Raw genomic sequence first — 22901 nt, 5'->3', positions numbered from 1 at the left:
CAAGCCAGGGGAGAGGTCATGCGCGAAACCGCACAGTTTCTGACGTTCGACGCCTTTTTTAACCATTGGGCGCACGATCGGGGCGACGCCATCGCGCACGAAGAGGGCGGGCGAACCACCACGTTTGCGCAGATGGACGTGCGTTCGCGCAAGATCGCCGCCTTGCTTCGCGAACTTGGCGTGAAAAAGGGCGACCGCATCGCCTGGATCGGCAAGAACGCCGACATCTATTTCCAGATTTTCTATGCCGCCGCGCGGATCGGCGTGGTCATGGCGCCGATCGGCTGGCGGCTTGCCCCTGCGGAAATGGCGTTTATCCTCAACGATACCGGGGCAAAGGTGGTCTTTGCGGGCGAGGGCTTTGCCGAGACGGTCGAAGCGCTGCGGGCGGACATTCCGGCCATCGCGCATGTTCTGGACGAAAACACCGCGCGCGCCGCGATCGAGGCCATGCCGGACATCGCCATCGTGCCCGCCGGTCCTGACGATGCCGCCTTGCAGCTTTATACCTCGGGCACGACCGGCCATCCCAAAGGGGCGGTGCTGTGCCAGCGCAATTTCTTCGGGCTGCGCAAGCCTGCGCTCGATGCCGGGCTGCCCTGGGCGGAATGGGATCGCGACGAAGCGATTCTGGTGTGCATGCCGTGTTCGCATATCGGCGGCACCGGGCTGGGGATCATGGCCTTCAGCGGCGGCGTGCGGGCGATCATCCAGAGCGAATTCACGGCCGAAGGCGCGCTGCGCGGCGTCGCGCAGGGGATCACGCGCTTTTTCATCGTGCCTGCGGCCTTGCAGATGTTGATCCAGCATCCGTTGGCGCAGGAAACCGACTTTTCCCGGCTGAAATACGTACTCTATGGCGCGGCGCCGATTCCGCTCGCATTGCTGAGCGAAGCAGTGACGACGATCCCCAATGCGCAATTCATGCAATGCTATGGCATGACCGAAACCACCGGCACGATCTGCATCCTGCCGCCGGCGGACCATGACATGGCGGGCAATGCGCGCATGCGCTCGGCCGGGCGCGCGGTGCCAGGCGTCGATCTGCGCATTGTCGATGTCGTCGGCGGCGAAGTGCCGCGCGGCACGGTCGGCGAGATCGAAACGCGCAGTTCCAGCAACATGCTGCATTACTGGAACCTGCCCGAGGCGACCGCGCGGACGATGAACGCGCAAGGCTGGGTCCGCACCGGCGACGCGGCGTATATGGACGATGACGGCTATGTCTATATCCAGGACCGGATCAAGGACATGATCATCACCGGCGGCGAAAACGTCTACCCCGCCGAAGTCGAAAGCGCGATCTACGGCCATCCCGATGTCGCCGAAGTCGCGGTGATCGGCGTGCCCGATGCGCGATGGGGCGAAGCGGTCAAGGCCTGCGTCGTGCCCCGCGAAGGGCATGGCGTCGATCCCGAGAGCGTGATCGCCTGGGCGCGTCAGCGGATCGCCGGATTCAAAGTGCCCAAATCGGTCGACATCATTCCCGCCTTGCCGCGCAATCCCACCGGCAAGATCATGCGCAGGGCCCTGCGCGAGCCCTATTGGGCGCAAATGGACCGGCAGGTAAACTGAGCTTTCAGGATCGTGTGGCGCGCAGATGTTCGCGCCGCGCGATGATCGCCCCTGCCGCGATGATCGCCGGTGCGCCCAGCCAGGTGCTCGCCGGCGGCAAATGATCGAACACCAGCCAGCCCCACAGCAACGACCAGCCGAACTGCGCATAATCCATCACGATCACGCTCGACACCCGCCCATAACGCAACGCCGCAGTCATCAGCAGTTGGGAAAACATGCCGAACAGCCCGATCCCGCCGATCATCAGCCAGGTGATCGCATCGTGGTGAAACGGCCGGTCGTGGCCGCCCGGCGCAAAGGGCAGCAGCAGCGCGAGCACGGGTGCGCTCATCGCCGAGAAATAGAACACGATTGTCACCGGCTCTTCGGTGCGGCCCAGATCGCGCAACTGGATCGACACCAGCGCGACCATGAACGCCGCACCGACCCCGACGGCCAGCCCGAACAACGGCAAGTGCGACTGGCTCGGATTGGCCATGATCACCACCCCGATCAGCCCGAGCACGACCGCGCCGATGCGCCAGACTCCGACGCGTTCATGCAGCACCAGCACCGACAGGATCACCGCAAAGATCGGCGCGGTAAACCCCAGCACGGTCGCTTCGGCCAAGGGCAGCAACAGCACCACGCCCAAAGTCATGAACATGCCGACCGACCCGATCGCCGCGCGCCGGGCATGGACCCAGGGCCGCGCGGTGCGCAACCGGTGCAATTGCCCGTGCCCGACCAGCCAGCCCAGCAGCAGAGCGCTCGGCACCACTTGCCGCCAGACCAGCGTTTCGGGAAACCAGACGCCGCGATCGCCGGTCAGCTTGATCAGCAGCAGAACGACCGAAAACAGAAATGCCGAGCCCAGCCGCAGCCCCAGCGCCAGCATCGGGCGCTGTTCGATCGGCGGCCCGGGGTGCAGCGCGCGAATGTGATGATCGGGGGAAGACGCCATTGCCGACCGCCCTAGGGGCGCGACGGCGCGCGGATCAAGCAAAACCCGCGCCCCCTTTTGTGCAGCGCCTCGACCAGAAAAATCAAATTCCGGCAGGGAAAATCAAATTCCGGCAGGAAAAATCAAGTCCCGGCACGAAAAATCACAGGCAGGCTTCGAGGAAGGCCTGATCGAAACCGTATTGCCGGGCCTTTTCCAGCGTATAAGGGCGCAGACCCGCTGGGCGGAATTCGCCGATGATCGTTCCGTCGTCGCTTTCATCGAGATATTCGAACTTGAACAGTTCCTGCGTCACGATGACATCGCCTTCCATCCCGATCACTTCGGTGATGTTGGTGGTCCGGCGCGAGCCATCGCGCAAGCGCTTGACCTGAACGATAAGATCGACGGATTCGGCGATCTGGCGGCTGATCGCTTCCTTGGGGATCTTGATGTCGCCCATCAGGATCATGTTTTCCATACGGCCCAGGCATTCGCGCGGGCTGTTGGCGTGAAGCGTACACATCGAACCGTCGTGGCCGGTGTTCATCGCGGCAAGCAGGTCGAAACATTCCGCGCCGCGAATTTCGCCGAGGATGATCCGGTCAGGACGCATACGCAGCGCGTTCTTGACGAGATCGCCGATGGTGATCGCGCCCTGACCTTCAAGGTTTGGCGGGCGGGTTTCAAGCGGAAGCCAGTGCGGCTGTTGCAGGCGAAGTTCGGCGGCGTCTTCGATCGTCAGCACGCGCTCGCCCGGATCGATCATCTTGGACATGGCGTTGAGCATGGTCGTCTTGCCCGAGCCCGTACCGCCTGAAATGACGATATTCATCCGGCTGGCGCCCGCGATTTTCAGCGCGGTGCACATCTTGTCGCTCATCGAACCGAAATCGCGCAACATGTCGAGCGTGATCGGCTTTTCGGAGAATTTGCGAATCGAGATCGCGGTGCCGCGCAAGGACAGGGGCGGGACGATGACGTTGACGCGGCTGCCGTCCTTGAGGCGGGCGTCGGCCAGCGGGGTGGTCTGATCGACGCGGCGACCGACCTGGTTGCAGATCCGCTGAGCGATCTGGAACAAGTGATTTTCGTCGCGAAACCGGATCGGCGCGAGCGTCAGCTTGCCCTTTTTTTCGATATAGGTCTGGTCGGGCCCGTTGACCATGATGTCCGACACATCGGGGTCGTTGAGCAATTCTTCCAGTGGCCCAAACCCGAGCAATTCGTCGATCAGCACTTTTTCCAGCGCGAACTGTTCGCGCCGGTTGAGCGTGACTTTCAGCTCGGCCAGCACTTCCATGATGATCGGGCGGAATTCCTCGGACAGCTCTTCCTTGGTCAGGGTGGCCGCCGCTTCGGGATCGACGCGTTCGAGCAGATGCGGCAGCACCTGTTCCTTGATCTTGTGGACCGAGGCTTCGAACCCTTCGGCATGGTGATGATTTTCAACGACCTGATTGACCCGATCAGCCAGCCGCGCCAGCGCGTCGGAATTCCTGCCGTTGGCATCGCCCGGTTCGAAGCTGCGTCCGTCATTGCCGGGCACTGGCACGGCGCCCGCCGCCGGGCTCAACGGCGCGGCGCTGTCATTGCCTTTCATCGGCCGGGCAACGCCGAACGAAGGGCGCATCGCCGCGCTTCCTCCGCCCGTACCAGCCTTGCGACCAAATGCGCTCATGCCCCGTATCCCGTCTTATTGATGCCCACTACGGCAGACTCCGCATGTGCAAGTGTTTCGGATCGATAACCGTCAATAGACCGAAAAATGCTTAGGATTTGCTAAACGAACAAACTTCGACCGCTCTTGGTCCGGTTGCCCCCGTAACCATGCCGCGCCAGATCATCGCGCCGGGAAAATCCTTCGCATGGCATAGTCCGCAGCGCGGGCCTGCACCTCATCAAACCAGGGCTCATGATGGCTGCCCACGACAGACAACCAAAAGGCTTGAAATTTGCTGAATTCGGCACAAAATCATCGGAAAAGCGGTGTAACCGCACGCGTTGGGGCAGATTCTGCCCAAGTCCCGGATGGGGCTGCAAATCGGGGCGATGCGAGGTTGGCAAACCGGAGTGACTATTTCATTCCCGGTAACGATTATGAAGCGCCTGCCGATGCATGTCTTGCGGCCCATTCCGAAATGTGGTCGCTTGCATTTTATGATTCCCGAGACTTTCGACATTGATCGCCCGCGTCCCATTCATGGCCTGAGCCCGCGGGCAATCTTTTTCATGCTTTTTGGCATTTTGGTCGCCATGCAGGCCGCCTTGTGGGCTTTTTTGGCGATGCCGCTGTGGTGGTCGTTCGTCGCGCTGACCGGTTGCGGAGCGATTGGCTGGGCCGTTTGGCGCGCACAATGGCCGGGACGCGTGTCGGCAGAGACGCTTGGTGCATGTTTGGCGGTCGCCTTTTGCCTGCTCCTGCTGGGAGGTGAGGGTCGATTTTTCTATGCCAACACCGATTGGCAGGTTCGAAATGCAGTGCTGGGAGATCTGGCGCGATTTTCCTGGCCTTTTGCTTATGATCAGCCTTTGGGCGCAAAAATCTTGCGCGCGCCTCTCGGGATGTATTTGCTTCCGGCGTTGATTGGCAAATGGGCGGGCAGCTATGCTGCCGAAGTCGCCTTGCTGGCGCAGAACACCGTGATGCTGGCGCTGATCCTGGCGCTGGGGTCGGGGCTGTTTGCCGAACGGCGACAGCGGGCGATTGCCCTGGGCGTGTTCGTCGGCTTCAGCGGCATGGACGTATTTGGGCAAATTCTGATTCGCCATCCGCTTTCGCTGCATCTCGAACAGTGGTCGAACCTGCAATATTCCTCCCATGTCACCCAAGCATTCTGGGTTCCTCAACATGCCATGACAGGGTGGCTCTTTGCCATGCTGTATCTTTTGTGGCTGAGAAAGCGGGCCCCGGCGATTGCGCTGTTTGCGGTAATGCCGCTGCTCGCGCTGCTTTCCCCGCTTGCGTTGATGGGATGCGTGCCTCTTGCTGCCCATGCCTTCCTGTCGACAGCGATTCGACGCGACCTGACTCCCGGCATGATACTGTGGCCCGCCCTTGCGGGAGCAATCAGCCTGCCCGGGCTGCTGTACCTGACAGCCAACAGCGGCGCGGTGGGTGCCGGGGGAGCTTCGCTCAACTGGTGGGTTTACGGCATCTTTCTGACCCTCGAAGTCGGAGGCTATTTCTATGCCCTGCGGCTGACGCGGCGGCAGTTGCGATTCGGGGGCACGGCGACGATGCTGGTCGTGGCCATGCTTGCGATCATTCCACTGGGACGGGTGGGCGATTCCTCGGATTTCATCATGCGCGCGAGCATTCCTGCACTGGCGATACTGTCCGTGATGATGGCGGCGATTTTGGCGGAAGATGGACCACAGGACGATCGCGCAGCCCAGCGCAAGGCAAGGTGGCTGATCCTTGTCGTATTGGCTGTGGGGCTGATAACGCCCCTCGGCGAAATCGGCAGGGCGCTGATGTGGCCCGCTTCGCCTCGCGTACAGTGCAGTTACATGGGCGTGGTGCCCGGAGGGGCCCCCACTTACGTCGCGCCGGTATCCAGCCTGCCGAAGATGATCCGGCCAAAGCGCTTTACCCTGGTGCGACCGGTAGAGCCGCGGCACTGCTGGGACGGGCCATGGCCGGATGGCGTCACCGGGCGCGACAGCAGCATCGATCCGAAGTAAATCCTCTCCCGTCACGGCATCCGGAAAAGCGGAGGACACGAGCGATCCGCCGCTGGAGCGGACATGCCCGTGCAAAGGTCCGTGCACGGCGAAAGGGGTCGCAGCGGTCCTTCGGCCGATTGCCGCGTCGTGACGGGCGAGACCGGGCTTGCCGTCTTGTCGTGTGGTACAGTAGTCATGCGCCCTCCCGAAGGCGCGTTCGGCTTCGCCCTGTCAGCGAAATCGCCAATCAAGGCCGGCACCACGGAAATGAACGCAAGCATGTCAAAAAAACGCAGACAATACCTTGATCTTGAAGAAGACGCGGCCCCCGCAGCCCCCGCGCCGACCTGTTGGTTGTGCCTTCGCCCGCTCGGCGAGCAGGTCGATCGCTATCATCCCGTGCCGAAAAGTCGGGGAGGGCGGGCCACCGTGGCGGTGCATCCGATCTGCCGCCGCACGATCGAGACGGTCTTTACCAATGCCGAACTCGCGCGGAGCGGGGGCGATCGCGACAAGCTGATCGAGCATCCCGAGATCGTGCGCTTTCTTGGCTGGGTCGCGGAAAAGGCGCCCGATTTTGACGCGCCAACTGCGCCCCGACGCAAACGGTAGCGTCTGACGCATAAATGCGCATAGCTATGAACCGCATACTTATGCATGTTTTACGCAAGACGTTTCGCCTCTAGGGCAGGCACGGCCCCGGCTGGATCCGTCCGGGGACAACTCCGGGAGATATGCCAAGATGGCGACAAGCTGTTCCGCCCTGCTGCTGTTTGGCGCAACGGGCGACCTGTCTCGCCGCATGTTGCTGCCCTCGCTGTTTGCGTTGCACGAAGACGATCTGATTGCGCCGGGCTTGCGCATCGTCGGCACGGCACGGTCCGACCTTGATGACGCGGGCTTTCGCGCTTTTGCCCAGGCCGCGCTCGACGAATTTCTGCCCGATGACCGCAAGGACGCGGCCCGGGTCAGCGGATTTCTCGACCGGCTGCAGTATCAGGCGCTCGATGCCTCGCAGATCGACGGGTTCGGCGCCCTGGCGGCAAAGTTGGGCGATACGTCGGGGGGGCTTGCCATTTTCCTGTCCACCGCGCCCGCCTTGTTCGAGCCGACCATCGAGGGGCTGCGCCGCGCCGGGCTTGCCCATGATCAGGTGCGCATCGGGCTTGAAAAGCCGCTGGGCAACGATCTGGCGAGCAGTGCGCGGATCAATGACGCGGTCGCCGCCGGTTTCAGCGAAGCGCAGATTTTCCGCATCGACCATTATCTCGGCAAGGAAACGGTGCAGAACCTGATGGCGCTGCGCTTTGGCAATGTCCTGTTCGAGCCGCTGTGGAACGCCGCACATATCGACCATGTGCAGATCACGGTCAGCGAGACGGTCGGGCTCGAAGGGCGCAAGGGGTTCTATGACGACACCGGCGCCTTGCGCGACATGGTGCAGAACCACATGCTGCAATTGCTCGCGCTGACCGCGATGGAGCCGCCGTGCGATTACGACGCGACCTCGATCCGCGATGAAAAGGTCAAGCTGTTGCGCGCCTTGCGCCCGGTCAAGCCCGAAGAGATGGTGCGGGGGCAGTATCGGGCGGGCGCCGTTCAGGGGCAAGCGGTCGCGGGCTATTGCGACGATCTGGGCCAGCCCTCGGACACCGAAACCTTCGTCGCGATCAAGGCCCATATCGACAACTGGCGCTGGCAGGGGGTGCCGTTCTATCTGCGCCACGGCAAGCGCCTGGCCGAGCGGCGCAGCGAGATCGTCGTCCATTTCAAGGATGTGCCGCACAATATCTTTGCCACGCGCGGCGGGCGTCCGCGCGCCAATCGGCTGGTCATCCGGCTGCAACCCGAAGAATACGTGCGCCTGCAGGTCATGGCCAAGGAGCCGGGGCTCGATCGGGCCGGGGTGGTGCTGCGCGAGGTCAATCTCGACCTGTCGCTGACCACGGCCTTTGCCAAGGCGCGCCGCCGCATTGCCTATGAACGCCTGTTGCTCGACCTGATCGAGGGCGAGCAGACGCTGTTCGTGCGCCGCGATGAAGTCGAGGCGCAATGGAAATGGATCGACGCTATCCGCCAATCCTGGGCCACCGGCGATGACGAAGTGAAACCGTATACTGCAGGCGGCTGGGGCCCCAATGCGGCGATCGCGCTGACCGAACGCGACGGCAGAAGCTGGAATGACTAGGCGCCCCCCTGTCATCTGGGCCGAGCCTGGCGATGCGGCGGCAGTGGCCGCGCGGATCGAGGCCGAAGTACGCGGAGGCGGCGCAAAGCGGATCGCCTTTACCGGGGGATCGACCCCGCTCAAGGTGCTTGCCCTTCTGGCGGACCGCGCTCTCGACTGGTCGGGCGTGACGATCGCGCTGACCGACGATCGCCGCGTGCCCGACGATCATCCGGCATCGAATTTCGGCAAGATCCATGCGGCGCTCGGGGGTTCGGGCGCGAAATTCGAACGGCTGGAAGAGGGCGCCCCGGTCGCGCCATTTGATCTCGTCTGGCTGGGCATGGGCGAGGATGGCCATGTCGCCTCGATCTTTCCCCACATGCAGACCGTGCTGCGCCCCGGCCCGACAGTGCCCGGCCCGACAGTGATTGCCACGACGCCGATCCCTTTGCCGCCCGAGGCCCCGTTCGACCGGCTGACGCTCAACAAGAAGGCGTTGAAAGCGAGCAGGGAAATCATCCTCGTCGTGACCGGCGCAGCAAAGCGCGCGCTGATCGAGCGCGCGCTGGCCGGGGACGACGCCTATCCGGTATCCGATTTCCTGCGCGGCGACGGCCCGCCTGTCACGATCTATTGGAGCGAATGATGGCTCTTCATCCCGTTGTCGCGCGCGTTACCGACCGCATCGTTGCGCGTTCGGCGCAAACCCGCGCCGCCTATCTCGACCTGATCCACCGCGCGCGCGAACAGGGGCTCAATCGTCCGCAATTGTCGTGCGGTAATCTGGCGCATGGATTTGCCGCTGCGGGCGATGACAAACCGGCAATCCGCGCGGGCAAGGCGATGAACATCGGCATCGTCACGGCCTATAACGACATGCTTTCGGCGCATCAGCCGTATGGCCGCTACCCCGACCAGATCAAACTGTTCGCCCGCGAAGTCGGCGCGACGGCGCAAGTCGCGGGCGGGGTTCCGGCGATGTGCGACGGGGTGACCCAGGGGCAGCCCTCGATGGAACTGTCGCTGTTCAGCCGCGACACGATCGCGATGAGCGCGGCCATCGGGCTGAGCCACGCGATGTTCGAAGGCGCGCTGCTGCTCGGCATTTGCGACAAGATCGTGCCGGGGCTGCTGATCGGCGCCTTGCGCTTTGGCCATTTGCCGACGATCCTCGTGCCGGCGGGGCCGATGCCGTCGGGCCTGCCCAACAAGGAAAAGGTGCGCATTCGCCAGCTTTATGCCGAAGGCAAGGTCGGGCGCGACGAACTGCTCGAAAGCGAAAGCGAAAGCTATCACGCGGCGGGCACTTGCACCTTTTACGGCACTGCCAATTCCAATCAGATGATGATGGAAATGATGGGGCTGCACATGCCCGGATCGAGCTTTATCGCACCGGGGACGAAGCTGCGCCAGGAACTGACCCGCGCGGCAACGCATCGCATCACGCAGATCGGCTGGGGCGGCGACGATTATCGCCCGCTCGGCGCCTGTGTCGATGAAAAGGCGATCGTCAACGCGATCATCGGCCTGCTCGCAACCGGCGGATCGACCAACCACGTCATCCATCTGCCCGCGATCGCCCGCGCCGCCGGGGTACAGATCGACTGGGACGACATGGACGAACTGTCGCGCGCGGTTCCGTTGATTGCGAACGTCTACCCCAATGGCGCGGGCGATGTGAACGCGTTCGCGGCGGCAGGCGGGATGCCTTATGTCATCCGCGAACTGGTCGGCGCGGGGCTGGCACATGACGATATTCGCACGGTCTATGGTGCATCGCTTGGGCAGGGTGCGCAGCAGCCGGTGCTCGATGGCGATGTCCTGCGCTGGACCCCGGCGCCCGAAGCCAGCGCCGATGCCGCGCTGTTGCGCCCCGCTTCGGCCCCGTTTCAGCCCGAAGGCGGCTTGCGCCTGCTCAAGGGCAATCTCGGGCGCGGCACGATCAAGGTCAGCGCGGTGGACCGCGCGCGCTGGACGATCGAGGCTCCGGCGCGGGTCTTTTCCGATCAGGATGACGTCATCCGCGCGTTCAAGGCGGGCGAGCTTGAACGCGATGTCGTCGTCGTCGTGCGGTTTCAGGGCCCGGCCGCCAATGGCATGCCCGAATTGCACAAACTGACACCGTCGCTCGGCGTGCTGCAGGATCGCGGGTTTCGCGTCGCGCTGGTCACCGACGGGCGCATGTCGGGCGCTTCGGGCAAAGTCCCGGCAGCCATCCACGTTTCGCCCGAAGCGAAACGGGGCGGCGCGCTCGCGCTGCTGCGCGATGGCGATCTGGTGCGGGTCTGCGCGGAAAGCGGCGAGCTGACCGCGCTGGTCGATGCCGATGCATGGGCTGCGCGCGAGCCCGCCCCGGCGCCGATCGAGGCGATGGGCGTCGGGCGCGAATTGTTTGCGCTGATGCGCGCGCATGCCGATCCGGCCGAACGCGGCGGATCGGCCATGCTGGCCGCAGCCGGACTCTGAAGGAGACACGGGGATGCGTCTGGTCGCAGTCGACATCGGGGGCACCCATGCGCGCTTTGCCATTGCCGAAGTGGCAGGAGGCAAAGTCGTCGCATTGGGCGAGGCGGTCACGCTCAAGACGGCCGATCACGCCAGTTTTCAGCTCGCCTGGCACGAATTTCAGCGGCTGAGCGGCGGCAAGTTGCCCAATGCTGCGGCGATCGCCGTGGCCGGGCCGGTCGGTGGCGACATCATCCGCTTTACCAACAATCCCTGGATCATCCGCCCGGCGCTGATCCCGGAAAAGCTGGGCGCGGAACGCTATGTCGTGGTCAACGACTTTGCCGCCGTCGCCCATTCGGTGGCGCAAGCCGATGACGCCCATTTCATCCACGTCTGCGGCCCGGACGAGCCTCTGCCGAGCGCAGGCGCAATCAGCGTGGTCGGCCCCGGCACCGGGCTCGGCGTCGCGCTGCTGCTGCGCCATGCGCATGGCTATCATGTGCAGCCGACCGAAGGCGGGCATATCGATTATGGCCCGCTCGACCGCATCGAAGACCAGATTCTCGCGCGCCTGCGCCACCGCCATCGCCGCGTTTCGGTCGAGCGTGTAGTCGCCGGGCCGGGCATCGTCGACATCTATGAAACGCTGGCGGGAATCGAAAACCATCCGATCACGCAGCGCGATGACAAGGCGTTGTGGGCCGCCGGGATGGACGGCAGCGACCCGCTCGCCGCTGCGGCGGTCGACCGCTTCTGCCTTTCGCTGGGCAGCGTCGCGGGCGATCTCGCGCTGGCGCACGGGGCCAAGGCGCTGGTTCTCGCCGGCGGGCTCGGTTACCGGATCCGCGATACGCTGGTCACCTCGGGCTTTGCCGACCGCTTTCGCGCCAAGGGACGCTTCGAAGGGCTGATGGCGGCGATGCCGGTCAAGCTGATCACGCATCCGCAACCCGGCCTGTTCGGTGCCGCTGCCGCGTTTGGGCAGGCGCATCTCGACGCCTGATTGAACGCTTGCCAAAATGACGGGGTGGCGATAGCCCGACTTAATTGCGTGATTAAAACGGGAGAGCAGGACGTGAGCTTCGAAACCATCCGCCTGGAACATCTGGGGCCGGTTGCGAAAATCGTGTTGAACCGGCCGGAGCGGCTCAACGCCTGCCCGCCGTCCATGGCGGTGGAAATTTCCGACGCTCTGTCGATGCTCGGCGATGCCCGCGCAGTGCTTTTGACGGGCGAGGGGCGCGCGTTCTGTTCGGGTGCGGACCTTGCCGCATCGGGCACGCGCAGCATCGCCGGGGGCGCGGGCAGCTACAAGGCGCTGACCGAATCGTATAATCCGATGATCCTGAAATTGTCGCGTCTGGCCATGCCGGTGGTCATTGCCGTCAATGGGCCGGCGGCAGGCGTCGGCTGTTCGCTCGCGCTGGCGGGCGATTTCACGCTGGCCGCGAAAAGCGCCTATTTCCTTCAGGCTTTCGTCAATATCGGGCTGGTTCCCGATGGCGGATCGAGCTGGATCCTGCCGCGCCTGATCGGCAAGGCGCGCGCGACACAGATGATGATGCTGGGCGAACGCATCGGCGCCGAACAGGCCCAGGACTGGGGCCTGATCTACAAGGCGGTCGATGACGCAGCACTGGCAGACGAGGCGCTGGCGCTGGCCACCCGGCTTGCAAACGGGCCGACCGTGGCGCTCGGCACGATGCGCCAGAATCTTGCTCGCGCGATCGACTGCGACCTTGCCGCCGCGCTCTTGATCGAAGCCGAAGGTCAGTGGAAAGCGGGTGACAGCGCCGATGCCGCCGAGGGCATTCTGGCGTTTCTCGAAAAGCGCAAAACGCAGTTCACCGGACGCTAAGCGGGCTTGCTCGCGTCGCCGGATCGTGATCGACAGGCGCCATGCATCTCGATCACGATCCCGCCGCGCCGCCCTGTGAGCCCATCGCCTTTGGCGATTTCCTGAAAGTCGATATTCGCATCGGCACGATTGTCGTCGCCGAGCCTTATCCCGAGGCGCGCAAGCCGAGCCTGAAACTGCGCATCGATTTCGGCCCCGGCATCGGCGAAAAGAAATCGAGCGCGCAGATCGCCGCGCTCTACAGACCCGACGATCTGATCGGCAGGCAAGTGGCCGCCGTGGTCAACTTTCCCCCGCGCCAGATCGGCAAGTTCATGTCCGAAGTGCTGACCGTGGGCTTTGCCGATACGGGCGGCAACGTGGTGCTGTTTGCCCCGGATCGCCCGGTGCCCAACGGATCCCGGCTGTTTTAGCGCCGCAATTCGACATCAAGGAACGTGGCGATGTCGGCCAGATCGACGTTTTTGGCCAGGAACGTCTGCCCGATCCCGCGCATGAGCAGGAAGGGCAGGGTGCCTGCGTCCATTTTCTTGTCGTGCAGCATATGATCGGCCAGCCGGCGTCCGTCGCAGCCGAGCCCCAGTGATCGCAGCGACGCGGGCAAGCCCACGGCAGCAAGATGTGCGGCGATGCGTTCCGCATCCTGCCCGTGCATCAGCCCCTGGCTCACCGAAAACCGCGCCGCCAGCACCATGCCGAGCCCTACGCCTTCGCCATGGATCAGGCGGTCCGAGAATCCCGTCTCGGCCTCCAGCGCATGGCCGAACGTATGCCCGAGGTTGAGCAGCGCACGGACCCCGGTCAGCTCCTTTTCGTCCGCTGCGACGATCCGCGCCTTGGCCGCCACGCTGCGCGCGATGGCCGTCACCCGCGCTTCGGCATCCCCGGCGATCAGCTTCGCACCGTTGGCCTCGCACCAGGCAAAGAATTCGGCATCGTCGATCAGGCCATATTTGACCACTTCGGCATAACCGGCGCGGACATGGCGCGGGGGCAGCGTGTCGAGCGTGTCGGGATCGGCGAGCACGAGGGCGGGCTGATGAAACGCGCCGACGAGATTCTTGCCCGCCGCCGTGTTGATCGCGGTTTTGCCGCCGACACTCGAATCGACTTGTGCCAGCAAAGTCGTCGGGATCTGGATAAAGCCGCAGCCGCGCTTGACCATCGAGGCGGCAAACCCGACCAGATCGCCGATCACCCCGCCGCCCAGCGCGATCACCCGGTCGCGCCGTTCGACTTCCTCGGCAATCAGGAAATCGACCACTTGCGCCAGATGTGCCCACGATTTGGTCGATTCGCCCGGCGGCAGGATCAGCCAGCGCCCGTTCAGCCCCGCCGTCGCCAGCGCCGCATCGACGCGCGCCTGCCACTGCGCGGCGACATGGGTGTCGGTGACGATGGGCACGCTGTCCTTGCGCACGAACGGACGCACTTCAGCGCCGATACGGTCGATCAGGCCCGGCTCGATCACCACGTCATAAGGCGCTCCGGCAATGGCGACGGAGATGCGGGCGGATGCGGTCAAAGCCATGCGTCGATTGCTTTCAGGATGGTGTGCGCCGTCGCGACGTGCGGCTGATGCCCGCTGACGACGTGGATCGGGGCCTGGCTGTAAAAGGGCGCGCGGTCTTCGCGCAGGCGCGTGAGGATTTCGCGCGGGTTGCCCTGCCGCAACAGAGGCCGATGGTCCTTGCGCCCGACTCGTTCGACCAGCGTATCGACATCGCTGTCGATCCAGACCGTCGCCGCACGGTCGAGAAGCAACCGGCGCGTTTCCGGATCGACAAAGGCGCCGCCGCCGGTGGCCAGAATCTTGCGCCCGGAATCAATCTTGCGCCCGGAATCAATCTTGCGCCCGGAATCGGCGTCTCCCACCAGCCGCGCAATCACCCGCCGCTCGCCATCGCGGAAATGCGCCTCGCCATATTGGGCAAATATCTCGGGGATCGTCATTTGCGCGGCGCGTTCGATTTCCTCGTCCGCATCGACAAACGGCAGACCCAGCAGGCTGGCCAGTTTTCGGCCCACGGTGGTCTTGCCAACACCCATCATGCCGACCAGCACGACCGAACGGTCGAGCTTTTGGGCGATCCGCTGAATATCGCTGTGCGAGAGGATGTCGTGCTCCATTGCCGGGTCGCCTATACTTGGGCTAGGGCCAAGCGCAAGCGGCCCCCATCGGGACTTTTTCCAGATGCGGGCGGGCCAGGCAATGCAACGAGAAGGCGACAAGTGAAAATCGGGGTCGGAAAGCTCGGATTCAGTTTGGCCGCCGGCGTGGTGATCGTCGTGGTGGTGGCGATCGCGGCGGCGGCATGGATCAGGGGCGGCGTGCAGCCGGCGCAGATGGTGGAAATTCCGGTGAACCAGAGCAGCCTTCACGCAGGTGGCGCATGAGCATGCGCCGTCGCCCCGCCGCCCTGACTGCGCTTGGCCTCGTGCTCTGCTGCGGCCTGACCGGAATGCTTGCCGCACAGGAATCGCTGTTGCCGCCGGGGTTTGACGAACACCCCGCGCCGCGCCCGCGCGCCACGCCCGCAAGTCATCCTGCGCAGACACCCCCGCACACCCCCGCAACGCCGCACCCCGCCGCCACCTCACCGCGCGCGGCCGCGCCCGCGCCGCACTCGACGGCTGCGGCGACGCCGGTTCGCCCGGCACCCCTGCCGCTCGCCAGTAGTGCCATTTTGCCGGAAGATACCGCCGTTACCGCCGGTGCGGCGCCCGCACCGGCCGCCGATCCCATCGATTCGCTCGATCCGGCAGTGATCGACCAGTTGGTGCAAAGCGCTGCGCCGCGCTTCGACATTCCGCCAGAGGCCCAACGCAGCCTCGACCGCGTCGGTTTCCTCGCCGAAACGGACGGCGGACTGCCCGCCGTTTCGACGCATTACCTCAGCGGAGACTATGTCGGCGCCCTGCTGGGCAAACTTCAGGGGCCGCTCGTTTCGCGCTGGGGGCACATCCTTTTGCGCCGCGTTCTGGCGAGCCGGCTCGACACCCCGGTCGGGATGAACGGTGCCGACTGGGCCGCGCTGCGCGCCGCGCTGCTGCTGCGCATGGGCGAGGCCGATGCCGCGCGTGCGCTGGTGCAGGAAGTCGACAGCGGGTTCTATACCCGCGGGCTCGAAGACGCGGCGATGGCGACGTATCTGGCGAGTGCCGATCCCGCCGGGCTGTGCCCGATCGAAGCGCTGACCGCTGCGGCGCGGCCCGGCTGGGATTGGGATCTGTCGCGTTCGATCTGCCTGGCGTTCAACGGCACCGAAGGATCGCCCGCACTCGCCCAGCTCGACCGCGCCATGAGACGCGGCGCGGCGGCAAAGATCGACATCCTGCTCGCACAGAAATTCGCAGGGTCCGCCAATACCACGCATCGCGCGATCCAGATCGAATGGGCCGATGCCGACGAACTGACCCCGTGGCGCACCGGGCTGGCCTTTGCCAACGGGCTGGAACCGCCCGAGACGCTGCGGCGCAAGGACTGGACCAGCTATGCGATGGTCGCGACGCGCGCGCCGATGCTGCCTTTGGGCTCGCGCGCGGCGGCGGCGGACGTTACGGCTGCGGCAGGCATCCTGTCGAGCGCGGCGATGATCGATCTCTATGCGCAAATCACCGCCTTGCAGGAACCGGACACGACATGGGGCCCGCTCGCGACGCAATTGCGCACCGCCTATGTTGCGGGCGATCCGGGCGAACGGCTCGCCGCGATCAAGGCGTTGTGGGGCGATTCGAGCGATCCGGCGCGGCAGGTTTCCCGCCAGGTGCTGACCGCTTATGCCGCCGCGCGGATCGAACCGGCCGCCGCCTATGACAGCGATGCGGCCGGTTTGATCAGCTCGATGCTGAGCGCGGGTCTGGATCACAATGCGGTCCGCTGGGCGCCGTTTGTCGCTGTGGGCAGCCAGGCATGGGGCATCCTGGCGGTGGCTGCGCCCGCGAAGCTCGCGCCGGTCGGCAGCGATGCGCTGGCGGCGTTCAAATCGGCGGACAACAGCGATGGCGCCTTGCGCTCGGGCCTCTTGCTCGGCGGGTTGATGGGGCTTGGACGGCTCGATTCGCAGACGTCGCGCGACTTTGCCGCAAAGCTTGGCCTTGCCATCGAGCGCAAGAGCCGCTGGAGCGAAGCGATCGATGCGGCCGCCGGATCGCATAACCCCGCGCTGGTGGCCATGCTTGCGGCCTACGGGATGCAAGGCGCGGGCTGGAACCGGATGACGCCGATGCATCTCTATCATATCGTCGGCGCGCTGCGGCAGGTCGGGATGGAAGCAGAGGCGCGGATGATCGCTGCCGAGGCCGTGGCGCGGACCTGATCGGGATGGAGGCAGACCGCGGCACGGTCACGCCGGACAACGCGCACCGCGCGGGCAATCAGGCCGCGATCACGCAATTTCTCTCCATGCTGGCCGCCGAACGCGGCGCCGCAGCCAACACGCTCAGCGCTTATGCGCGCGATCTCAACGGCGCGGCGGCGATCGTCGGCGATCTCGTCATGGCCGATCGCGCCGCGCTGGCGCGACTCGGCGAGGCGTGGTCCGGCCTTGCCCCGGCGAGTCTGGCCCGCAAAGCATCGGCATTGCGTCAGTTCTACGCCTTTCTGGTCGACGATGGCCGCCGCGAGGACGATCCCGGCGATGCCTTGCCGCGATTGCGACCGCGCCGCCCGCTGCCGCGCCTGTTGTCGCATGGCGAGATCGCGGCGTTGTTCGCGCTGGCCGAAGCCGATGCCGCGACGGGCGAACCGGCGGCGCTGCGCATGCTGGCGCTGATCGAGCTGCTCTATGGCTCGGGCCTGCGCGCAAGCGAACTGGTCTCGCTGCCGATGATTGCCGTGCCGCGCGATGCGCCCTTTCTGACGATCACCGGCAAAGGCGGGCAACAGCGCATGGTCCCGGTCGGCGAACGCGCCGGGGCGGCTCTGCGGCAATGGCTGTGCGTCCGTCCGGCGGGGGGGCGGCATGTTTTTCCCAGCCCGCGCGGCGGACATCTGACACGCGTGCGGCTGTTTCAGCTTGTGCGCGAGCTGGCCTTGCGCGCGGGGCTGGACCCGGAAAAAGTCAGTCCGCACGTCCTGCGACATGCCTTTGCGACCCATCTGCTCGAAGGCGGGGCGGACTTGCGCGTGTTGCAGACCTTGCTCGGGCATGCCGATATATCGACGACGCAGATCTATACCCATGTCGACGGTGCGCGGCTCGTGACTCTCGTCAATCAGCGCCATCCGCTTGCGCACCACGCGGCTTGACCATTGACCGGAAGCGCTCGCTTGCCTAGCGCAGGGTTCATGATTTCCTATCTCGAATTCGAAAAGCCGATTGCCGCACTCGATGCCCGCATCGCCGAATTGCGCGACGCGGCCGAAGCGCCCGACTTTGCCGGCGATCTCGACATCGCCGCCGAACTGCGCAAGCTCGAAGCCAAATCGGCCGAGCTGCTGGCCAATACCTATCGCTCGCTGTCCCCCTGGCAAAAGACTCAGGTCGCCCGCCACCCGTCGCGTCCGCATTTCCGCGACTATGTCGCGCGCGCCTTTGCCGATTTCGTGCCGCTGGGCGGGGATCGCTGCTTTGGCGAAGATCAGGCGATCGTCGGCGGCTTTGCCCGACTGGGCGACCGTCGCGTCATGCTGATCGGCCATGAAAAGGGCAACGATACGCAAAGCCGCATTCGCCACAATTTCGGCATGGGCAAGCCCGAAGGCTATCGCAAGGCGGTCCGGCTGATGGAAATGGCGAGCCGGTTCGGCCTGCCGGTGGTGACGCTCGTCGATACGTCGGGCGCGTTTCCCGGAATCGAGGCAGAAGAGCGCGGCCAGGCCGAAGCGATTGCCCGCTCCACCGAAGCCTGTCTTGCACTGGGCGTACCCATGGTCGCGACGATCGTGGGCGAGGGCGGCTCGGGCGGCGCGGTTGCGCTGGCCAGCGCCGAACGCGTGCTGATGCTCGAACATGCGGTCTATGCGGTGATTTCGCCCGAAGGCTGCGCCTCGATCCTGTGGCGCACCGCAGCCAAGGCAGCGGACGCCGCCGAAGCGATGAAAGTCACGGCCCAGGATCTGTTGCAATTGGGTGTGATCGACCGGATCGTCGCCGAACCGGTCGGCGGCGCGCATCGCAATCCCGGCGCGATGGCCATTACGCTCGGCAACGCCATCGGTGAAGAGCTCGACGCGCTGGCGGGCCAGGCCCCCGAAGCGTTGCGCGCGATGCGCGAAGAGCGGTTTTTGCGGATTGGTGCCTGATACCGGCGCGATTTTGCCGAACCGGTTAAGATAGAACCGTCAATGCCGAAACTGGCGCGAGAGGTGTTGCGCCTGTCGTCCGCAAACCACGCCCATCAAACCAATCAGGGCGAGTTCTTGGCCATCGCGTTCGAGGTATAGCCGTTGACAATAAGATACGTGTTGACCAACTGATTGGCAAAGTTCTGGTAGGCGGTGATCATGACAACGGCTATCAGCCCGACCAGCAGACCGTATTCGATCGCGGTCGCGCCGGAATCATCGCGCAGCAATCTTTTGATCAAGCCTTGCACGCATAATTCCTGATGATGACAGCCCGCCACCAGTCTACGGTGCAGCGCCTAACAAATCGTTAGGTGCGCAATCATGGGCCAAATGGACGATGTCGGAAGAACTGATACAACCGGGCGCAGTGTCGCACGCGCCCGCCACTCTTCTGCCCGCTCTACTCGTCGTCGCGGCCGCGCTCATTGATTCCTGCGGTCGCGTCTTGATGCAACAGCGCCCGGCTGACCGGGAACATGGCGGGCTTTGGGAGTTTCCGGGGGGCAAGCTTGAACCGGGTGAGGGGCCTGTTGCCGCGCTGGTGCGGGAATTGCGCGAGGAACTGGCGATAGAGGTCGCGCCGACCGCTTTTGTCCCACTGGGCTTTGCTGCGCATGAAGGCGGCCCCGACCGCCGCTGCGTCGTCCTGCTGCTCTATGGCTGCCGCGAATGGGCGGGAGAACCGATCAGCCAGGAAGACGCGACGATCGCCTGGTGCGCACCCGGCAGGCTGTTTGCGCTGGCCATGCCGCCGCTCGACATCCCTCTGGCGCAGCTTGCCGCAGACTTCATCAGGGCGGGCGATTAACCTCGTCGAAATTTCAAGAAAACCTCTTGCCAAGCCCGGCACACACCCCTAAGTGCGCGTCTCCCCGGCGCCCGTAGCTCAGCTGGATAGAGCATCAGACTACGAATCTGAGGGTCGGACGTTCGAATCGTTCCGGGCGCACCATTTCCCCGCACACCAGCGGACGAGATGGTTACCAGCGGGGGATCTGCCGTTGCGGCAGAATGATGACATGGCCATGCGCCCGTAGCTCAGCTGGATAGAGCATCAGACTACGAATCTGAGGGTCGGACGTTCGAATCGTTCCGGGCGCACCATGCATCACACCATTTCCATCCCGCCAACATCACCCCGCTCCCAGGGCACGCCCTTGGGCCGAGCCCCTTTGACAAGCGCGCAAAGCGACGCGCTTGCCATGGTGCAGTGCGGCTTTGCGTCACGATAATGCGATTTGCCTGACCTTATCGCCAATCAGGTGATTGAAAATGGTTAGTTTGGTTATTTGCGGGAATAGCTATCCGCAAAAGGCCCCAAGTCGCCTGTTCGACATTGCGCACGGCTCCGGCTTGCCCTTATACAACGGTGACGCGGTTCGATGCGGGTCAACCCTTCGTGCGAACCGATCAGAGGCTGCCAGAAAAGAAGGACTCCCTCACCTTGGCCAAACCCGTCCGGCCGCGTGCCCCCCGAGCTGTGAAAGCTCCTGCAAAGACAGGCGCTCCTGCCACGACGCCGGTCAGCCCGGCCATCATCGAAACCGAAACCATCGCAGGCGAAGAAGATGCGGTGTTTGCGCTGCGCAGCCTGCAACAGGCGCATGCCAACAACAAACGCTACGAAGCGACCGACGCCGAGCTGCTGCACTTCTACGAGCAGATGGTACTCATCCGCCGTTTCGAAGAGCGCGCCGGGCAGCTTTACGGCCTCGGCCTGATCGGCGGCTTCTGCCACCTCTACATCGGGCAGGAAGCGGTCGCCGTCGGTGTGCAGTCCGCGCTCAAGGGCGGCCACGACAGCGTGATCACCGGCTATCGCGACCATGGCCACATGCTCGCCTATGGCATTGATCCGCGCGTGATCATGGCCGAACTGACCGGACGCGGCGCAGGCATTTCGCGCGGCAAGGGCGGTTCGATGCACATGTTTTCGACCGATCACAAATTCTATGGCGGCCATGGCATCGTCGGCGCGCAAGTGCCGCTCGGCGCGGGGCTGGCCTTCGGGCACAAATACCGCAACGACGGCGGCGTCTGCATCGCCTATTTCGGCGACGGCGCGGCCAACCAGGGGCAGGTCTACGAAACCTTCAACATGGCCGCGCTGTGGAAGCTGCCGATCGTGTTCGTGGTTGAAAACAACGGCTATGCCATGGGCACCGCAGTACGGCGCGGTTCGGCCGAAACGCATTTCTATCGCCGCGGCACCGCGTTCCGCATCCCCGGCATGGATGTCAACGGCATGGACGTGCTCGAAGTGCGCCAGGCGACCGAAGTTGCGCTCGATTTCGTCCGCGCGGGCAACGGGCCGGTGCTGATGGAGCTCAACACCTATCGCTATCGCGGCCATTCGATGTCCGACCCGGCGAAGTACCGCAGCCGCGAGGAAGTGCAGGACATGCGCGACAATCATGACCCGATCGAAGCGGCGAAGCAGGAATTGCTCAAGCGCGGCGTGACCGAGGACAAGATCAAGGACATCGACAAGAAGATTCGCGCGGTCGTCGCCGAAGCGGCCGACTTTGCCGAAAATTCGCCCGAGCCGGATGCCCCCGAACTCTACACCGATGTGCTCGTGGGGAGCTACTGACATGGCGATCGAACTGAAAATGCCCGCGCTTTCCCCGACCATGGAAGAAGGCACGCTCGCCAAGTGGCTGGTCAAGCCCGGCGATTCGGTCAAATCCGGCGACATTCTTGCCGAAATCGAAACCGACAAGGCCACGATGGAATTCGAAGCCGTCGACGAAGGCGTGATTGGCAACCTTCTCGTTCCAGAAGGAACCGAAGGGGTTAAAGTCGGCACTGTCATCGCCACCTTGCAGGGCGATGACGAAGACGCCGCCGCCGCGCCGGCACCCGCTGCAGCCCCCGCGCCGGTCGCTCCGGTGACGGCGGCGCCGATCGCCGTTGCCGCCCCCGCGCCGACCGTGGCCGCCCCGGCTGCGCCCGAAGTCCCCGCCGGAACCGCGCTTGTCGCGCAGACCGTGCGCGAAGCGCTGCGCGACGCGATGGCCGAGGAAATGCGCGCCGACGACCGCATTTTCGTGATGGGCGAGGAAGTCGCCGAATACCAGGGCGCCTACAAAGTCACGCAAGGCCTGCTCGAAGAGTTCGGGCCGCGCCGCGTGATCGACACCCCCATCACCGAATATGGCTTTGCCGGTATCGGCACCGGCGCGGCGATGGGCGGCTTGCGCCCGATCGTGGAATTCATGACGTTCAACTTCGCCATGCAGGCGATCGATCACATCATCAATTCCGCGGCCAAGACCAATTACATGTCGGGCGGGCAAATGCGTTGCCCGATCGTGTTTCGCGGCCCCAACGGCGCCGCTTCGCGCGTCGGCGCGCAGCACAGCCAGAACTACGCGCCGTGGTACGCCGCCATTCCCGGCCTGATCGTCATCGCGCCCTATGATGCCGCCGACGCCAAGGGCCTGCTCAAGGCGGCGATCCGCAGCGAAGACCCGGTCGTGTTCCTCGAAAACGAACTGGTCTACGGGCGCAGCTTCGACGTGCCGCAGATCGATGATTTCGTCCTGCCGATCGGCAAGGCGCGAATCGTGCGTCCGGGCAAGGATGTGACCATCGTGTCCTATTCGATCGGTGTCGGGCTTGCGCTCGAAGCGGCCGAAACGCTCGCCGCCGAAGGGATCGAGGTAGAAATCGTCGATCTTCGCACCTTGCGCCCGCTCGACAAGGCAACCATCCTCGAAAGCCTGTCGCGCACCAATCGCATGGTCGTGGCCGAAGAAGGTTTTCCGGTCTGTTCGATCGCGTCCGAAGTCATCGCCATCGCGATGGAAGAAGGCTTCGACTACCTCGACGCGCCGGTCTTGCGCGTATGCAACGAGGATGTGCCGATGCCTTATGCCGCCAATCTCGAAAAGGCAGCGCTGATCAACGCGGGCAAGATCGCCGATGCCGTGCGCAAGGTGTGTTATCGCTGATCGCATGA

21 protein-coding genes and 2 tRNA genes are annotated in these 22901 nt (G+C 64.4%); 18 read left to right on the top strand and 5 right to left on the bottom strand.

The features are described from left to right. Positions 1-18 precede the first annotated feature (18 nt). Positions 19-1575, top strand: coding sequence for a long-chain-fatty-acid--CoA ligase (locus AQZ50_RS09185; protein ID WP_067745753.1), 1557 nt, complete (start codon positions 19-21; stop codon positions 1573-1575). A gap of 4 nt (positions 1576-1579) precedes the next feature. Here AQZ50_RS09185 and AQZ50_RS09180 read toward each other — a convergent pair whose 3' ends face one another. Together AQZ50_RS09180 and AQZ50_RS09175 are read right to left on the bottom strand one after the other, a co-directional pair. Then, positions 1580-2521 carry a DMT family transporter gene (locus tag AQZ50_RS09180; RefSeq protein WP_231730186.1) on the bottom strand — a complete coding sequence of 314 codons (942 nt, stop codon included), beginning with the start codon at positions 2519-2521 and terminating at the stop codon, positions 1580-1582. Positions 2522-2663: 142 nt separating this feature from the next. Beyond that, positions 2664-4181: a TadA family conjugal transfer-associated ATPase gene (locus AQZ50_RS09175; protein ID WP_197412430.1), complete on the bottom strand. Its 1518-nt coding sequence runs from the start codon at positions 4179-4181 to the stop codon at positions 2664-2666. 419 nt (positions 4182-4600) lie between these two features. On the opposite strand from AQZ50_RS09175, the gene AQZ50_RS09170 reads away from it, so the two are divergent. From AQZ50_RS09170 to AQZ50_RS09135, 8 genes are all read left to right on the top strand, one after another. After that, a complete protein-coding gene (locus AQZ50_RS09170) occupies positions 4601-6187 on the top strand; it encodes a hypothetical protein (protein WP_067745751.1) in 1587 nt (528 codons plus the stop codon). Between the two features lie 261 nt (positions 6188-6448). Then, on the top strand, positions 6449-6781 hold the full coding sequence (locus AQZ50_RS09165; RefSeq protein WP_197412429.1) for an HNH endonuclease: 333 nt from the start codon (positions 6449-6451) through the stop codon (positions 6779-6781). 130 nt (positions 6782-6911) lie between these two features. Further along, positions 6912-8357, top strand: a complete 1446-nt coding sequence (gene zwf / locus AQZ50_RS09160) for a glucose-6-phosphate dehydrogenase (RefSeq protein WP_067745749.1) — start codon at positions 6912-6914, stop codon at positions 8355-8357. After that, positions 8350-8985: a 6-phosphogluconolactonase gene (locus AQZ50_RS09155; protein ID WP_067745746.1), complete on the top strand. Its 636-nt coding sequence runs from the start codon at positions 8350-8352 to the stop codon at positions 8983-8985. Before zwf ends, AQZ50_RS09155 begins: the two co-directional genes overlap by 8 nt. Then, positions 8985-10805: a phosphogluconate dehydratase gene (edd, locus tag AQZ50_RS09150; RefSeq protein WP_197412428.1), complete on the top strand. Its 1821-nt coding sequence runs from the start codon at positions 8985-8987 to the stop codon at positions 10803-10805. Before AQZ50_RS09155 ends, edd begins: the two co-directional genes overlap by 1 nt. 13 nt (positions 10806-10818) lie before the next feature. Beyond that, positions 10819-11790 (top strand): glucokinase, encoded by a 972-nt coding sequence (locus AQZ50_RS09145; protein WP_067745741.1) that lies wholly within the window; start codon positions 10819-10821, stop codon positions 11788-11790. A 72-nt stretch (positions 11791-11862) separates the two neighbouring features. Further along, the gene (locus AQZ50_RS09140; protein ID WP_067745738.1) at positions 11863-12645 is read left to right on the top strand and encodes an enoyl-CoA hydratase-related protein; all 783 of its coding nucleotides are present in this window, start codon (positions 11863-11865) and stop codon (positions 12643-12645) included. Positions 12646-12686: 41 nt separating this feature from the next. After that, the gene (locus AQZ50_RS09135; RefSeq protein ID WP_067745736.1) at positions 12687-13058 is read left to right on the top strand and encodes a tRNA-binding protein; all 372 of its coding nucleotides are present in this window, start codon (positions 12687-12689) and stop codon (positions 13056-13058) included. Here AQZ50_RS09135 and aroB read toward each other — a convergent pair. Both aroB and AQZ50_RS09125 read right to left on the bottom strand, forming a co-directional pair. Next, on the bottom strand, positions 13055-14176 hold the full coding sequence (aroB, locus tag AQZ50_RS09130) for a 3-dehydroquinate synthase (RefSeq protein ID WP_067745733.1): 1122 nt from the start codon (positions 14174-14176) through the stop codon (positions 13055-13057). The two genes, AQZ50_RS09135 and aroB, sit on opposite strands and share 4 nt — an antisense overlap. Continuing rightward, positions 14167-14775, bottom strand: a complete 609-nt coding sequence (locus AQZ50_RS09125; RefSeq protein ID WP_067745730.1) for a shikimate kinase — start codon at positions 14773-14775, stop codon at positions 14167-14169. Before AQZ50_RS09125 ends, aroB begins: the two co-directional genes overlap by 10 nt. 102 nt (positions 14776-14877) lie before the next feature. On the opposite strand from AQZ50_RS09125, the gene AQZ50_RS20405 reads away from it, so the two are divergent. The 4 genes from AQZ50_RS20405 to AQZ50_RS09110 are packed head-to-tail and all read left to right on the top strand — an operon-like array spanning position 14878 to position 18892. Beyond that, entirely contained in the window at positions 14878-15042 is a 165-nt protein-coding gene (locus AQZ50_RS20405) for a hypothetical protein (protein WP_156427285.1), read from the top strand. After that, positions 15039-16964 carry a hypothetical protein gene (locus AQZ50_RS09120; RefSeq protein WP_067745727.1) on the top strand — a complete coding sequence of 642 codons (1926 nt, stop codon included), beginning with the start codon at positions 15039-15041 and terminating at the stop codon, positions 16962-16964. Before AQZ50_RS20405 ends, AQZ50_RS09120 begins: the two co-directional genes overlap by 4 nt. A gap of 5 nt (positions 16965-16969) precedes the next feature. Further along, positions 16970-17896 carry a tyrosine recombinase gene (locus tag AQZ50_RS09115; RefSeq protein WP_067745726.1) on the top strand — a complete coding sequence of 309 codons (927 nt, stop codon included), beginning with the start codon at positions 16970-16972 and terminating at the stop codon, positions 17894-17896. Between the two features lie 39 nt (positions 17897-17935). Further along, positions 17936-18892: an acetyl-CoA carboxylase carboxyltransferase subunit alpha gene (locus tag AQZ50_RS09110; RefSeq protein WP_067745724.1), complete on the top strand. Its 957-nt coding sequence runs from the start codon at positions 17936-17938 to the stop codon at positions 18890-18892. 104 nt (positions 18893-18996) lie between these two features. On the opposite strand, the gene AQZ50_RS09105 is transcribed toward AQZ50_RS09110, so the two are convergent. Beyond that, positions 18997-19176, bottom strand: coding sequence for a Flp family type IVb pilin (locus tag AQZ50_RS09105; RefSeq protein WP_067745916.1), 180 nt, complete (start codon positions 19174-19176; stop codon positions 18997-18999). A 98-nt stretch (positions 19177-19274) separates the two neighbouring features. Between AQZ50_RS09105 and AQZ50_RS09100 the strand changes: the two genes are divergently transcribed. The 5 genes from AQZ50_RS09100 to AQZ50_RS09080 all read left to right on the top strand — a co-directional run bounded on the left by AQZ50_RS09100 (position 19275) and on the right by AQZ50_RS09080 (position 22893). Then, positions 19275-19745, top strand: a complete 471-nt coding sequence (locus AQZ50_RS09100) for a (deoxy)nucleoside triphosphate pyrophosphohydrolase (protein ID WP_067745721.1) — start codon at positions 19275-19277, stop codon at positions 19743-19745. Positions 19746-19812: 67 nt separating this feature from the next. Then, a tRNA-Arg gene (locus AQZ50_RS09095) sits at positions 19813-19889 on the top strand. A gap of 75 nt (positions 19890-19964) precedes the next feature. Then, positions 19965-20041, top strand: a tRNA-Arg gene (locus AQZ50_RS09090). Positions 20042-20381: 340 nt separating this feature from the next. Beyond that, positions 20382-21530, top strand: coding sequence for a pyruvate dehydrogenase (acetyl-transferring) E1 component subunit alpha (gene pdhA, locus AQZ50_RS09085; RefSeq protein ID WP_067745914.1), 1149 nt, complete (start codon positions 20382-20384; stop codon positions 21528-21530). A gap of 1 nt (position 21531) precedes the next feature. Further along, on the top strand, positions 21532-22893 hold the full coding sequence (locus AQZ50_RS09080) for a pyruvate dehydrogenase complex E1 component subunit beta (protein WP_067745718.1): 1362 nt from the start codon (positions 21532-21534) through the stop codon (positions 22891-22893). Positions 22894-22901: the final 8 nt, after the last annotated feature.

Source organism: Novosphingobium sp. Fuku2-ISO-50 (assembly GCF_001519055.1).
Classification (GTDB): domain Bacteria; phylum Pseudomonadota; class Alphaproteobacteria; order Sphingomonadales; family Sphingomonadaceae; genus Novosphingobium.
Note: the sequence above shows the minus strand (reverse complement) of the source record. Positions and strands in the feature narration are given on the sequence as shown.

Excerpts from the sequence above, each read along its gene's own strand:
- AQZ50_RS09175 (WP_197412430.1), bottom strand. The coding sequence starts at position 4,181 with ATGAGCGCATTTGGTCGCAAGGCTGGTACGGGCGGAGGAAGCGCGGCG.
- AQZ50_RS09165 (WP_197412429.1), top strand. The coding sequence starts at position 6,449 with ATGTCAAAAAAACGCAGACAATACCTTGATCTTGAAGAAGACGCGGCC.
- AQZ50_RS09145 (WP_067745741.1), top strand. The coding sequence starts at position 10,819 with ATGCGTCTGGTCGCAGTCGACATCGGGGGCACCCATGCGCGCTTTGCC.
- AQZ50_RS09080 (WP_067745718.1), top strand. The coding sequence starts at position 21,532 with ATGGCGATCGAACTGAAAATGCCCGCGCTTTCCCCGACCATGGAAGAA.
- AQZ50_RS09120 (WP_067745727.1), top strand. The coding sequence starts at position 15,039 with ATGAGCATGCGCCGTCGCCCCGCCGCCCTGACTGCGCTTGGCCTCGTG.
- AQZ50_RS09125 (WP_067745730.1), bottom strand. The coding sequence starts at position 14,775 with ATGGAGCACGACATCCTCTCGCACAGCGATATTCAGCGGATCGCCCAA.
- AQZ50_RS09110 (WP_067745724.1), top strand. The coding sequence starts at position 17,936 with ATGATTTCCTATCTCGAATTCGAAAAGCCGATTGCCGCACTCGATGCC.
- zwf (WP_067745749.1), top strand. The coding sequence starts at position 6,912 with ATGGCGACAAGCTGTTCCGCCCTGCTGCTGTTTGGCGCAACGGGCGAC.
- AQZ50_RS09180 (WP_231730186.1), bottom strand. The coding sequence starts at position 2,521 with ATGGCGTCTTCCCCCGATCATCACATTCGCGCGCTGCACCCCGGGCCG.
- edd (WP_197412428.1), top strand. The coding sequence starts at position 8,985 with ATGGCTCTTCATCCCGTTGTCGCGCGCGTTACCGACCGCATCGTTGCG.
- AQZ50_RS09155 (WP_067745746.1), top strand. The coding sequence starts at position 8,350 with ATGACTAGGCGCCCCCCTGTCATCTGGGCCGAGCCTGGCGATGCGGCG.
- AQZ50_RS09135 (WP_067745736.1), top strand. The coding sequence starts at position 12,687 with ATGCATCTCGATCACGATCCCGCCGCGCCGCCCTGTGAGCCCATCGCC.
- AQZ50_RS09100 (WP_067745721.1), top strand. The coding sequence starts at position 19,275 with ATGTCGGAAGAACTGATACAACCGGGCGCAGTGTCGCACGCGCCCGCC.
- AQZ50_RS09185 (WP_067745753.1), top strand. The coding sequence starts at position 19 with ATGCGCGAAACCGCACAGTTTCTGACGTTCGACGCCTTTTTTAACCAT.
- aroB (WP_067745733.1), bottom strand. The coding sequence starts at position 14,176 with ATGGCTTTGACCGCATCCGCCCGCATCTCCGTCGCCATTGCCGGAGCG.
- AQZ50_RS09170 (WP_067745751.1), top strand. The coding sequence starts at position 4,601 with ATGAAGCGCCTGCCGATGCATGTCTTGCGGCCCATTCCGAAATGTGGT.
- AQZ50_RS09115 (WP_067745726.1), top strand. The coding sequence starts at position 16,970 with ATGGAGGCAGACCGCGGCACGGTCACGCCGGACAACGCGCACCGCGCG.